We start from the raw sequence: 12,611 nt of genomic DNA, 5'->3' as shown, positions 1-12,611 counted from the left end.
GATGAAAAAGTCACTTTTAACACTCTTCATAATTTTTGCAGTTACCGCTGTGTCATTCGGCCAAGAATTTAGGATAAATACCTATGCAGGCTATGTTTTCAAGGATAAAGTAGACTCTTATTATTCTAGTAGTTCTTTTTTCAATGGTCAGATTCAAGATGGTCTAAGATGGGGAGCAGGTATCGAATATCACATTCCTGATCGAGGAGCAATTGAAATACAATACTTACGTCAAGATACAAATGCCCCTACTGTCTTTCAGGATGCAGGAATTATGGGTGGCCAAATGCAAAATATCAATTTCGATATGGCTATCAATTGGCTGATGCTTAATGGTACTAAACACTTCGTTGTGAATGAAATTCTGGAACCATTTGGAGGTGTTGGATTGGGTATGGGTATTTTTAATATTTCAAATCCAGATACTGGAAGGGAGGATTCAGGAACTAAGTTCGCTTGGAATATCCGAGGCGGATCAAACTTCTGGGTAGCAGACAATGTTGCGCTTAGAATTCAAGCCTCTTTATTCTCTGCCACACAGGCTGTTGGAGGGGGACTTTACTTTGGTACCGGAGGTATAGGGACAGGACTTTCCAGCTATTCCACCATGTATCAATTTGGCTTTGATGGAGGCTTGGTTTTTAGACTTCCACAAGCAGCCAAGTAATTTTATCAATTAGCATCAAGCGAAAAGCATCGAGAAACACAAGAGAATTTTTCGTTATTTACGCTTAAAAAAATTCAGTTTTTCACCTAGACATATCCTTCTAATGACTCGTGCATCGATTTTTCTTCTGCTATTTTGGATCAACTTGCCTATTCTTGCACAAGATTCATTGGTCTATAAACCAAACCAGATACGAGATTTTAAATTGGTTCCCTTACCGGCAATTGCTTCAAATCCTGCAAATGGCTGGCTATTCGGCATCGCACCATCAGCCACATGGAGAATGGGCGATCCTAAAAACACTCATCTATCCAATTTGGTGGGTAACCTTCTTTATACCACCAAAAAACAATGGCTAATTAGCTCCAGAAGCAATATTTTTCTAGCAGATGATAGTTGGATTTTAGTAGGAGATTGGCGTTTTTTCATTACATCTCAGCCAACTTTCGGATTAGGAAGCTCTAGTCCAAATTCGCCCATAGAAAACCCAATTCAACCAGGTGTATGGTGGGGTGAACAACAAATGGATTACAATTGGGTACGATTCTATGAGACGGTTCTAAAGCGAATCTCTACCTCTAAATTTTACTTGGGTGTAGGTTACCATCTTGATATTTATTCTAAAATCGAAAATTTCATGGAGGATGAAATCACTCAAGAGCTTACTTTCTCCAATGATTTCTACCATCAAACCAAGGGGTTTAATTTAGATAAAAATACTCTTTCAGGGATTACTTTGAATGCAGTCATGGAAAATCGTGATTTGGCAGTGTCCCCTTATGAGACCAACTTTGCTTTGGTATCTTTTAAAATCAATCCGGAATTTTTAGGTTCAAACCAATCTTCTTCCACTCTCCTACTCGACTACCGTCATTATTTCCCTTTAAGTGAAAAACGAAAACGTCATTTATTGGCACTATGGAGTTATGCCAATTTCCTTGTATCAGGAGATCTACCATACATGGCTTTACCTTCTATTGGCTATGACATGTTTGGGCGCTCAGGTAGAGGATATTCTCAAGGTCGATTTAGAGGGGAAAGCATGGTGTATTCAGAAGCAGAATATCGTTTTCCTTTGCAGAAAAACAAAGAAACTTTTGGCGGGACTGTTTTCGTGAACGCAGCAAGTTTTGGCAGTAAATTAACTCAAGAAAACATCTTTACAAAAATCAATCCTGGGTATGGTTTAGGATTTCGTGTGATGATTAACAAAGAAAATCGAACCACAATCTCGGCTGATTATGGTTTTGGTCAAAAAGGTAATTCAGGATTTTATCTAAATATAAACGAGTCATTCTAAGTCAGGAATTGGCAATAATACCTAAAAAAGGAGTTTACTGAAATTATTTTTTCAATTCTTTTTAAATAAAGTCTAATGATTTATTTCACAAATCTGTTTCATTTCCTGGTTTGGCTTTTGAAAATGGGAGAACATTTTTCAGAATGCCACGATCCTTTCATCCAGGGCATGAATATATCTGTTGTGGGTGATTTTCTTTCTCATATACCACCAGGCTCTCTCGATGGGGTTGAGTTCCGGAGAATATGGGGGCAGATAAACCAGTTCTAAAGCAGGTTTTGTCAGCAGCCATTTCTTCAGGAGTTTTGCATGGTGGTACCTTACATTGTCAACCACCACGATGATCTTCGAATGCTTCCGATAGGTATGCAGCACCTTTTTCAGATGCTTTTTAAAGCTTTTGTAGTTGCCTTTTTGATGAAAGGAGACTGTTATCTGGCCGGTCCCGAAGTTATAGCTGCCCATCGCGGTCTTCCGTTCCCGCCTTCTTTGTTTGGACATGATCTTCGGCTGGCTGCCAACCTTGCCCCACTTATAGCCCACGGTGGCAGTATTTGACAGGGAGAACTCATCCTCATACAGCAAAACCGTGTCAGGTGGACTTTCCAGAAGTTTTTTTTAAACTGTCCTTGAATTCCTCCTGGGCTTTTGGGTCCGCTTCAGGATAAAAGCCCTTTGCTTTTTGGTAGCTGAATCCAAGCCGCTTGACTATATTATAAATCTGGGCCTTTTTGAAGTCAACCCCAAACCTTTTACCGACCCAGTCAATCAGGATGGGGCCGGTCCAGGTTTCGGTATTGTACCCGTGGCCAACGGGAGACTCATTCAACAGCAGATTTGCCAACACCTCCATCTGTTCAGGGGAAAGAGAGGGTTTTCTGCCTCTTCCCGGCTTATCCTTCAATCCGTCTATCCCTTCTTTCTCAAAGCGGTGCACCCAGTTGGTAATCTGCTTGAAGCTGGTTTGGTACAGCTCCTCCAGTTTTCTGCTGGGCTGTCCCTGGGCCACCTGGTAGACCGCGTACAGCCTTAGGCCAATCGTGTACCGTTCATCTTTTTTGATCAGGGCTTTTATCTCATCGGGAGAATACCCCTTAACTTTTAGCACTGGTCTCCCCATAAGTGTCTTTTTTCAAGGAAGATAACGACTATTTGTGTAATATAAAAATAGACTTTATATAATCAAAGACAGGGGAGTTATCTCAAAATAATTAGCAAATACTGTTAACGTAAAAAGCCCCGAAAGACTAATCTTTCGGGGCTTTTATAGTAAATGACTAAAGTAAACTATTTAGTCTCATTTTTCTTTGCTGTAACTTCAGCTCTGATTTCCTGTGCAAGATTTTTGATAGCTTGCATACCTGTTCTTACTCTAGTACCAGCTGCTTTGTTACCGTTTTCGTAGAATTTTGCAAAGTCTGCTTCTAAAGAATCTACCAAATCTTTAACTTCTTGGTGTCTGCTCATAATCGTTTTATTGGTTGGTTATAAATTATACTTGAGTACAATAAACATCATTTATAGTGCCGTTAGAAGTCTTTTGACGTTTATTTTTAATTTTTAGTGCAGAAAAATGATGTTTTCATCAAAACGATCATTTTATTCAATTTTTAGCAACATTTCATGCTAAAAATTGAGTTTAATATTCTGTTAAAAATGCCTCCAAACTCCCCATATTGGCATTTTGATTGCCCAAAAAAGATTTAAATCGACTTAAATCATTACTTTTTTTCCATTCTCAGCAGATTCAAGTATGGCCTGAACTACTCGAATATCCCGAAGCCCTTCCTCGCCCGGAACTAATTGTGGTTTTCCATCCATTATAGTTTGTGAATCATTATCCATCTGCCATACTTGCTCCATGGGCTGCTGAAAAGGGAAATTAATTTCACCTAATGGACTTTTACCTTTGTTTCCTGCATAAGCCGAAAACGGTGCCATCTCTATCATTCCCTGTTCACAGTTGATATTTAGAAAATTCATGTTGGCAGCAAAGGAGGTTTTAATTGTACCAATGACACCACCTGGAAATTCCAGTTCAGCTTCTACAATTTCCCCTAAACCATCCTTGTAAATATCAGGACGCTCAGTCCATATTTTCGCAGAGTTTACAGCTATAGGCTCCATTCCGGATCCCAGTCTAGCTCCTTGAATTGAATACACTCCCATATCGTAGATCACTCCACCTCCCATTTCTCGTTTTTGCTTCCAGTGATCTGTACGATTTTCTCTATATCCAGCAGCACAATCTAAGCCCAACACTTTTCCTAAAGTCTGTTCTTTTACAATTTTTTGAAAAGCCTGAGTATTAGGTTCATGCTGGCAACGGTAGCCAATTGATAGTGCCACATTTGCTTCCTTACACGCATCTATCATAGCCTTACACTCCTCTACTGTCATTGCCATAGGTTTCTCACACCAAACATGCTTTCCAGCTTTTGCAGCTCGAATGACATATTCCATATGCATGGAAGGGGGCAAAACGATATAAATCACATCTATATCTGGATTCTCAGCTATTGAGTCGAACGTTTCGTAATTGTAAATATTCTTTTCGGGAATCTTATATTTCGTCTTCCAAATTGCCTCTTTGGAAGGTGTTCCTGTTACTATACCTGCGAGGTAGCACTTCTCTGTCATTTCCAAAGCTGGAGCTAATAAATCAGTGCTGTAATAACCCAATCCAACTAAGGCTACTCCGAGCTTGTCTTTGCGAGATGTGGATGAAGATAAAACACTAAAGGGTGACACCAAACTCACTCCTGCTCCAAGTGCAAGAGATTTCAAAGTTGTTCGTCTTGAGATAAAATTCATAGGTTATAGGTTAAGGGTTTGATAACTAATATACTTAACAATATAATGCTTTCATTTATACCACCAAAAAATTACTAAATTCAAACATTGTTTTAAATCCACTCTAAACTCAAAGCATCATGAAAAAGTTAGTGATCCTCATCTTTCTACTTGTACCGTTTCTCACACAAGCACAAGACAATACACAACCTTATCTAAGTCTAGAAGATGCAACAAGGATCTCCGATGCTGCAGAAGCTAAATCCAAAGTAGAAGGCTGGAATATGGTGATTGTGGTGCTAGATGCTGGAGGGCATATGATCTCACTTCGCAAAATGGATGGAGTGCAGATAGGAAGCATTGATGTTGCCTTAGGCAAAGCAAAAACTTCAGTTTATTTCAAACGCCCCACTAAAGCATTTGAAGATATGATGAAAGGTGAAGGCGGAGCTAGAATAGCCACCTTACCCAATGCTGTAGCAATTGAAGGTGGCCTTCCTATTTTCAAAGATGGAGTTATCGTGGGTGCAATTGGAATTTCTGGAGCCAGCTCAGCGCAGGATGGAATTGTTGCCGCAGCTGCTTTGGAAGCTTATTGATAATAGTCTCAAAAAAATAAAAAGCATTTTCGATCTTTAAAAAAGTAATAGAATCGATAGCGACTATACTTTTATTAATTGACGAGAGACGTTATATATTTTCAAATGGATAAACGGATATCAATTATTCAGATTTGAAATAATAGGATGCCCCTTTGATTTACAACAGTACTCACATAATTCTACCTTTTTCTTTATTGTCAAAGCTTTTCTCAATGCTTCTTTTCCTGTGTTAAAGGGTCCTAGGTAATCACGGTCATAGGGATTTGGAATATGCTCACATTCGCGATCGTGCACCTCATGCAGGCCATTGTCGTTTGGATTGGAAGAAAGATAAAAGAATTTCATAAATAAGTCGATGAGTTTTTAACTCCCCAAAAGTACCTACCAGTACGCAATGAAAACATACCCTATACAGGGTATTTTTCATACAATAAACTAAAATTAACGCCTTTGCTACTTACTTTTTTGTTTTTTGATTGCCGCATAGGCATGTGGTCAATGAGCTCAAAGATTTTTTTCAATGAAAAGTCATGATATGCCCCGGAAGCTTTCACTCCTCCGTCTAGACCTATTAGTACCCATTCAGGATTGGGAGTAGTTCGAGATAGCACTTTGATAAATCCACCAGAATCAATCTCATCCTCACCTGAGGATTTAATGAATTTACCATTCTTAAACTCTACAAAAAGTAGCTTTCTTTCTTCACTACTCTTTTCCATACCAACCAAAAGAGAATCTAGGGTAAGATTTTCAAAATTCATGATGACTATTCGGTTTATCCAGCGGTAGTCTTCGATAGTCTTACCATTCTGAGGAACCATAAAAAAGAGATATAATAGCAAGAAATATGACTTCATACAATTACAACCATAAGTATTTCATTTGGTTATAATTTCCTTCACTTATTTCAAATACTGACTGAGCAAATCTTCCCATTCCTCTTCTAAAGAAGAATTCGGTCGAGGTGTTCCAGCTCTTTTATACCAGTAATCGGCATTCCATTGATCACCCTCCTTTCTATGTAAATATGCATGGATCCTCGCTGCGGGTTTGCCATCCAGACTATCCACTTGATCATGTGCTTTCTCCCAGTCACCATTCCCATCATACCAAAGTGCCTTCAGCATAGGGTTGTAATGGTTGATCTTATCTTCTGATTTCAGAAAATCAGAAATTGTTTTATCATCTATAGCCATTTGTAATCCTTTTTTCTCCCCAAAGAAAATAAGCTCCTGTATAAATCCTTTACTCTTCCGTGACTTTTTTGTGATATCCTACGAGCAATTTTGGATAAACCAAAACCTCAAAGTCATGAAAAAAGTATTCATTTTATTCTACATCGCCTTTTTAGGCCTAGTCTCTTGTTCTGAAGACAATGACCCGATCACCATCGACCCTACTCGACCTACTGGCACATTGAATGTGGCCCGAAGCGGAAGTTTTGTAGATCAGAATGCCGCTGGATCTATGGGTACCGCAGCACTAGGTCTCGACTCACAAGGCAAGGAATTCTTACAATTTAGCACCGATTTCAATACAGCCTTAGCCACAGGCACCGTTACTGTTTACCTCTCTACTTCAGACACCTTCATGCCTGATCCTGGAAATGGCAATCCCAATCTATTGCTAGTAGGGCCTGTGAGAATGGCTGGCGAAAATTTCTTTGCCATTCCAGCCGGTATCAGCACTGCAAATTACACACACGTCCTATTATGGTGCGGATCTGTAGGTATTCCTTTTGGAAATGCTCCACTCCAATAAGTGAAGATGAGATCCAAAAACTCATTATCCTTTAAACCCAGCATCCTTTGCCTTGGCTTAATGTGCTTATTTGCTATTGATGTAGCTGCGCAAAGTGGCTGGACTAAGGAGAAAACCGAAAGTTTTTACCAACTCAGTTTTCATTCTATGAAGTCAGACAACTATTATTCCCTTAATGGAGACCTGCTAGAAACCAATCAATTTTCTCAGCAATCGTTGGTTTTCTACGGTGAGTATGGTGTTACGGATAAATTTACCATTATCGCCAATTGGCCACTTCAAACCTGGAACGGTTTCGAAACCACCGAAACGGTAAGAGGACTTGGAGACTTACGTTTAGAGTTCAAGCATTCCCTGCTCAAGAAGTATTTTCCTTTGAGTATTGCTGTTGCCCCTGAACTTCCTATTGGTAGGTCCAATCACTTTGCGAAAAGCAAAGTCAATGATTTTGAACAAATCAATTTGCCCTCAGGTGATGGAGAATTCAACATTTGGACCACATTAGCGACCTCTTTTGCACTTCCGGATATTCCTTTCTATGGAAATATTTTTGGTTCTTATAATTTCAGAACCCAATATAAAGGAGTGTCTTTCTCAGATCAATTCGCCCTAGGAGCCGAGATAGGTTATCATGTTTCCAATTTTGTCTGGGTTAATGCCCGACTAAACATACTAAAATCGGTGGATGATATTGAAGTTGCCACAGACTTTGTGCGAGGCGATGGTTCGGAATTCACGGGCTACAGCTTCGGTGCTAGTGTACCAGTTTACAAAAATATCCATGTCAGTTTGAACTACAGGAATTACAATGACTGGATATACGCACGCAAGAACATCTACTCTTCCGGTGTCCTTGGCTTAGGGATTTACTATGAACACAAACCACAGAACCAATGAATACTAGCATAAATCAACCATATAGAGAAACAATTCAGGTCAATTTCCCACTAGTTAAAAGCTACACAAAAGGTCAAGCAGTTTATAAGCAGGATCAGATCTCAGAAGGGTTCTATTTGGTAAAAAAGGGAAGTCTAAAACTTCAAAAAATGCTTCCAAATGGTGTTCAAACAATCTTAAAAATTGCTACTGAAGGTGAAATAATTGGTGAAGGCCAATTTGATTCTACATCCTTAAGGAAAAACCCAAGCTATGCGATTGCGCTTGAAGATGGTACTTTGATCCAAAAATTAGATAGCGTCACAAATTTATTACCGGAAGTCAAATCTCAACTGACTCAGAAACTGATTGATCGGGCTTTGGAAGCTTCCCAGCGACATGAGCGATTGATTTCTCTGGATGCAGAGCAGCGAATAAAATCTGTGCTAAAAGAACTTGCTTTAAAAAAAGGCCAGAAATACGGTGACGAAACACTCCTCAAAATCAACCTTACCCATGAGGATTTCGCTTTGCTTTCTGACTCCAGCAGACAGACAGTAACCAAAACATTCTCTACCCTTAAGAGACTGGGAATAATCAATTACAGTAGAAATAGAATCCTATTTCGAAATCTTGAAAATTTCAAACCCTAAGAATAATGAAGAACCCACTTCGCTATATACTCCCCATCCTAGTTATCATCTCACTCGGCTCATGCAATAAATCCGATGACCCTATTCCATCTACTCCCGATGAAGGTACCCTAACTATTTCCGGTAATTTAGATGTAATCAAAAAAGGAACATTCACCTCTCAAAGTGGCTCTAACACAAAAGGGATGATAGCTTTGGGCTCAGATGTCAAGGGTGATTTTTACGTACAACTGAGCAATGATTTTAATTCAAGTTTTCACACTGGAACTGTGACTGTTTACCTTTCCAATTCAAGCAATTTAACTTTAACTGAGTCTTCGAGCTTCCAGTTAGTTGCTGTTGTAGATGAGGGCGGTGAGCATTTCTTCAAATTACCAAGCTTTCCTGATGCCAAGTTTTCCCATGGTATTCTTTGGTGTGGCGCAGCAGCAATTCCATTTGGCTTCGCTGAGTTTGAGTAAAATGAGTATTGAGTCAATAAATAAAATAAGGCCAGCAATTGATTCCTGGCCTTATTTTGTATAGAAATATTTAAGGTCTAAGCTCCCACAGGCAATTCAAATATAAACTCAGAATAGGTATCTGAATCCGACTCAATATGAATCTCAGAGCTATGCACTTCTAAGATCCGCTTGACAATGGCCAACCCAAGTCCCGAACCCTCCACACCTTCCCGCTCTTTATCGATCATATAGTACCGATCAAAAATAGCTTCCAAATCTGCTTGTGGAATACCGCCACCTGTATTTTTGATTTTCACCTGTACTCCGCTCTTCACCAAATTAGCTTCAATTCTTATTTCACCATTCTGAGGAGTATATTTTACTGCATTATCGAGCAAGTTTTGGATCACTCGGTCTAATAAATAGACATCAGCTTTCACCATTGGCAGTGCCGATGATATACTAGTCTCAATTACAATATTTTTTGATTTGGCCAATAATTCATATTTCAAACTGCTATCCTGAAGCAACTCCTGAATATTCAGATTTTCCTTCTTCACCTGCATCTGACCCGATTCCAGTTTGGAAAGATCAAACAGGTCAGCAACTAATTTAGTTAGTTTTTCCGTACTATTTCCAATGATTTTCAAGTAGTTATCCTTTTCTTCTACAGAAAGAGACTCTCCTTTCATTTGCAGAGTTTCTATATAGCCATTGATTATAGCGAGTGGATTTCGCAGATCATGAGATACATTGGCAATCAATTCTCTACGAAGACTATCCACTTTTTTGAGTTCTTCTATATTATCAAGAATCCTATCTGCCATATGATTAAATGTCTCTCCCAAAACGGCAAACTCAGAGTTTGTCTTGTAATCAGGCACTCGCGCATTCATATCTCCATCTTTGAACCGCTCCACAGTTTTCACAATTGCCCTAAGGTGGCGGGTTAGCCAGGCTATCAAGACCAAGCCGATTAACAATGCTACCACCAGGGTGATAAGAATGGAATTAAAAGTCAGCTGAATCCAGTAGCTCCCAAGAACCCCCGACGCAATAGTTTCGTATTTTTCACTTGCCAAAATGATATACACATAACCCAGCAGCTTTTCATCCTCATAGACAGCTGTAGCAGAAAAAACTGCCTTTTCGCCTGGGTTTCTAGGATCATCTCCCATCACAAAATCATCACCTTTGGCAGCAATAAATTCCTTTATAGGATCAAGATCAACTCGCTTCAATTTTACCAGCTGATCAAAAACAACATAGGAAAGAATCTCTCCTGTCGGGTCTAGCAAATACACTTCAATCCCGGGATTCACCGCCATCATAGAATGCATAATGGTCCCTAAAGCAGCTTCATTTACTTCTCCATCCACAAAAGGATTCACCTCTTCTATCATATACTCAGCCACCGTCGCGTTCAATCGTTGCGTAGTCTCTTGAAAATAGCGCTGGGCGGTAGTCGCAGTAATAAAGACATAAGAACAACCCACGATCAGTAGAACTAGAATAAAGATTAATGAAATTCTCAGGAATAGGCTTTTCATGACTGCTGCTTAAAACTCATCGTTAAATCTATATCCAACACCCCAAGTGGTAAGGATATAGATTGGGTTGTTTGGATCTGCTTCTATTTTTGCCCGAAGTCGGTTGATATGAGCATTCACAGTATGCTCATATCCCGTAAAATCATAACCCCATATCAACTCCAGTAGCTCTGATCGAGTGTAACTTCTGCCAGGATTCTTTGCCATTAGTACCAAAAGATCAAATTCCTTGGGAGTCAGATCCACCCGCTTTTCCAACAAAATCACTTTCCGTTTTTTCTCATCAATTTCCAGAGATTCAAATTTGATCAACCTCACATCATTAGCGGCAAGCATAGCAAATTGATCTTGACGGCGTATAATTGCTTTGACTCTGGCAATAAATTCACGGATTTTAAAAGGCTTTGTGATATAATCGTCAGCACCAGATTCCAAACCAATAACTTTGTCTATTTCCTCTGACTTGGCAGTAATCATGAGAATTGGAGTGAAATTATCCAGTGCCCGAAGTCGCTGACAAATAGCGATTCCATCCATACCAGGAAGCATAATATCCAGAATGATCAGGTCGTAACTATTGGAATTTGCTTCTTCAAACCCCTCTCGACCATTATTTCTTACTTTCAATTCATAACCCAAATCCTTCAGGTGAATCTGGATCAGCTGACTGATATTGGGATCATCTTCTACTATTAGTACTTTTTTCATTTGAAAAATAAAGTAATGCGGAAAGTTAAAATCTAATCATCACGAAACTATCACGATGACCACACAACTATTCCTTCTGTGCAAAAAAACACGGGAAATCGAATTTTCAGAACTAATCTCTAAGAATTTAACATATTTATACCCACAACGCTCTCTAATTATGACAATAAAAAAAACACTGATTTTGTTGATTTTCACAATAGCCTGTTCTCTTAGCGTAAAAGCTCAGACAAAAACTGATCAGCAAGTAAAAAATTTGTTAAAATCGGACTATCCACAACCAAAGGATGTGGCTTTAACCCCGATTTTTGCTAAGCACCACAAATTTTTCTCAACCACATATGCCTTTCGGGCAAAGCCCCACAAGAACATGACCACGCCCAAAGGACGTGGATTTTTGAGTTACATTAAAGTCCTCTATTAAGCAGATAACGGATTCATTTCGCGGAGATATCGGCATATATATCAAAAACCTGAGAACTGGCACTTCAGTAGAAATCAATTCGGACACAGTATTTTCCACGGCGAGCATTGTCAAAATCCCCATTCTCTTAGGTATTTTCGAGAAAATAGAAAAGGGTGAACTGCATTATCGAGAGCCATTGATTTATCGGGATTCTGTCAAATATGGTGGGTCTGGGATTATGCAATTCTTTAAAGATTCTACCCAAACCGATCTAAGCACCTTGGTTGCCCTGATGCTCAGCTATTCCGATAATACCACTTCACTTTGGAATCAGACACTTGCTGGTGGAGGAATAGAAATCAATTCATTGATGGAACAATTAGGATACACAAACACACGAGTGAACAGTCGTACAGCTGGAAGAGAGCAGATTTGGGAAAAGTATGGTTGGGGGCAGACGACGCCAAAGGAGATGGCCGATATTCTAATTCGATTACACAATCGAGAGTTAATCAGCCCAGCTGCATCAGAACAGATGTATCGCTTACTATCCAACACTTTTTATACTGATTACGCCCTAACAGGAATACCTGCAGGAGTAAATGTTGCCAGCAAGCAAGGAATGGTCAATGCCTCCCGATCCGAAGTGTTTTTGGTGAATTCACCACAGGGAGATTATGTGTGTGCTATTTTCACCGACAATAATGAAGACCAAAGTTGGGAATATGACAATGAAGCATGGGTAATAACCAGGAAAATATCTAAGCTAATCTGGAATTATTTTAACCCAAAGCATCCATACCAACAACCGGAGGGATTAGAAAAATACTTAGAAGGACTTTCCTATTAAGG

At 39.4% G+C, this 12,611-nt stretch carries 17 protein-coding genes; 8 read left to right on the top strand and 9 right to left on the bottom strand.

Features of this window, described 5'->3' with window-relative positions:
• Position 1: 1 nt before the first annotated feature.
• The gene (locus SYJ56_RS07640; RefSeq protein WP_323833120.1) at positions 2 to 667 is read left to right on the top strand and encodes a porin family protein; all 666 of its coding nucleotides are present in this window, start codon (positions 2 to 4) and stop codon (positions 665 to 667) included.
• Between the two features lie 103 nt (positions 668 to 770).
• Positions 771 to 1,967, top strand: a complete 1,197-nt coding sequence (locus tag SYJ56_RS07635) for a BamA/TamA family outer membrane protein (RefSeq protein WP_323833118.1) — start codon at positions 771 to 773, stop codon at positions 1,965 to 1,967.
• 138 nt (positions 1,968 to 2,105) lie between these two features.
• Here the strand turns inward: SYJ56_RS07635 and SYJ56_RS07630 are convergent, their stop codons facing one another.
• The 4 genes from SYJ56_RS07630 to SYJ56_RS07615 form a co-directional block, all read right to left on the bottom strand.
• Positions 2,106 to 2,552, bottom strand: a complete 447-nt coding sequence (locus SYJ56_RS07630; RefSeq protein ID WP_323833116.1) for an IS630 family transposase — start codon at positions 2,550 to 2,552, stop codon at positions 2,106 to 2,108.
• A gap of 7 nt (positions 2,553 to 2,559) precedes the next feature.
• Positions 2,560 to 3,087 carry an IS630 family transposase gene (locus SYJ56_RS07625; RefSeq protein WP_323833114.1) on the bottom strand — a complete coding sequence of 176 codons (528 nt, stop codon included), beginning with the start codon at positions 3,085 to 3,087 and terminating at the stop codon, positions 2,560 to 2,562.
• A gap of 167 nt (positions 3,088 to 3,254) precedes the next feature.
• Positions 3,255 to 3,434 (bottom strand): histone H1, encoded by a 180-nt coding sequence (locus SYJ56_RS07620; protein ID WP_086498438.1) that lies wholly within the window; start codon positions 3,432 to 3,434, stop codon positions 3,255 to 3,257.
• A gap of 246 nt (positions 3,435 to 3,680) precedes the next feature.
• Positions 3,681 to 4,781 carry a Gfo/Idh/MocA family protein gene (locus SYJ56_RS07615; RefSeq protein ID WP_323833112.1) on the bottom strand — a complete coding sequence of 367 codons (1,101 nt, stop codon included), beginning with the start codon at positions 4,779 to 4,781 and terminating at the stop codon, positions 3,681 to 3,683.
• 119 nt (positions 4,782 to 4,900) lie between these two features.
• On the opposite strand from SYJ56_RS07615, the gene SYJ56_RS07610 reads away from it, so the two are divergent.
• Positions 4,901 to 5,359 (top strand): GlcG/HbpS family heme-binding protein, encoded by a 459-nt coding sequence (locus SYJ56_RS07610; protein ID WP_323833110.1) that lies wholly within the window; start codon positions 4,901 to 4,903, stop codon positions 5,357 to 5,359.
• Between the two features lie 120 nt (positions 5,360 to 5,479).
• On the opposite strand, the gene SYJ56_RS07605 is transcribed toward SYJ56_RS07610, so the two are convergent.
• From SYJ56_RS07605 to SYJ56_RS07595, 3 genes are all read right to left on the bottom strand, one after another.
• On the bottom strand, positions 5,480 to 5,707 hold the full coding sequence (locus SYJ56_RS07605) for a hypothetical protein (protein WP_323833108.1): 228 nt from the start codon (positions 5,705 to 5,707) through the stop codon (positions 5,480 to 5,482).
• Positions 5,708 to 5,769: 62 nt separating this feature from the next.
• The gene (locus SYJ56_RS07600) at positions 5,770 to 6,219 is read right to left on the bottom strand and encodes a DUF4174 domain-containing protein (protein WP_323833106.1); all 450 of its coding nucleotides are present in this window, start codon (positions 6,217 to 6,219) and stop codon (positions 5,770 to 5,772) included.
• 45 nt (positions 6,220 to 6,264) lie between these two features.
• Entirely contained in the window at positions 6,265 to 6,558 is a 294-nt protein-coding gene (locus SYJ56_RS07595) for a hypothetical protein (protein WP_416377789.1), read from the bottom strand.
• Positions 6,559 to 6,673: 115 nt separating this feature from the next.
• On the opposite strand from SYJ56_RS07595, the gene SYJ56_RS07590 reads away from it, so the two are divergent.
• Genes SYJ56_RS07590 through SYJ56_RS07575 form a run of 4 tightly spaced genes read left to right on the top strand, consistent with a single transcriptional unit; the run spans position 6,674 to position 9,113 of the window.
• A complete protein-coding gene (locus SYJ56_RS07590) occupies positions 6,674 to 7,123 on the top strand; it encodes a DM13 domain-containing protein (RefSeq protein WP_323833104.1) in 450 nt (149 codons plus the stop codon).
• 6 nt (positions 7,124 to 7,129) lie between these two features.
• The gene (locus SYJ56_RS07585; RefSeq protein WP_323833102.1) at positions 7,130 to 8,020 is read left to right on the top strand and encodes a hypothetical protein; all 891 of its coding nucleotides are present in this window, start codon (positions 7,130 to 7,132) and stop codon (positions 8,018 to 8,020) included.
• On the top strand, positions 8,017 to 8,652 hold the full coding sequence (locus SYJ56_RS07580; RefSeq protein WP_323833100.1) for a Crp/Fnr family transcriptional regulator: 636 nt from the start codon (positions 8,017 to 8,019) through the stop codon (positions 8,650 to 8,652). The genes SYJ56_RS07585 and SYJ56_RS07580 overlap by 4 nt, the downstream gene beginning before the upstream one ends.
• Before the next feature lie 5 nt (positions 8,653 to 8,657).
• Positions 8,658 to 9,113 (top strand): hypothetical protein, encoded by a 456-nt coding sequence (locus SYJ56_RS07575; protein ID WP_323833098.1) that lies wholly within the window; start codon positions 8,658 to 8,660, stop codon positions 9,111 to 9,113.
• A gap of 77 nt (positions 9,114 to 9,190) precedes the next feature.
• Here the strand turns inward: SYJ56_RS07575 and SYJ56_RS07570 are convergent, their stop codons facing one another.
• The gene (locus tag SYJ56_RS07570; RefSeq protein ID WP_323833096.1) at positions 9,191 to 10,645 is read right to left on the bottom strand and encodes a sensor histidine kinase; all 1,455 of its coding nucleotides are present in this window, start codon (positions 10,643 to 10,645) and stop codon (positions 9,191 to 9,193) included.
• A gap of 9 nt (positions 10,646 to 10,654) precedes the next feature.
• A complete protein-coding gene (locus SYJ56_RS07565; RefSeq protein ID WP_323833094.1) occupies positions 10,655 to 11,353 on the bottom strand; it encodes a response regulator transcription factor in 699 nt (232 codons plus the stop codon).
• A gap of 419 nt (positions 11,354 to 11,772) precedes the next feature.
• On the opposite strand from SYJ56_RS07565, the gene SYJ56_RS07560 reads away from it, so the two are divergent.
• Entirely contained in the window at positions 11,773 to 12,609 is an 837-nt protein-coding gene (locus tag SYJ56_RS07560) for a serine hydrolase (RefSeq protein ID WP_323833161.1), read from the top strand.
• Positions 12,610 to 12,611: the final 2 nt, after the last annotated feature.

Source organism: Algoriphagus aurantiacus (assembly GCF_035156405.1).
In the GTDB taxonomy this organism is placed as follows: Bacteria; Bacteroidota; Bacteroidia; order Cytophagales; family Cyclobacteriaceae; genus Algoriphagus; species Algoriphagus aurantiacus.
This window is presented reverse-complemented; position numbering and strand designations above follow the sequence as displayed.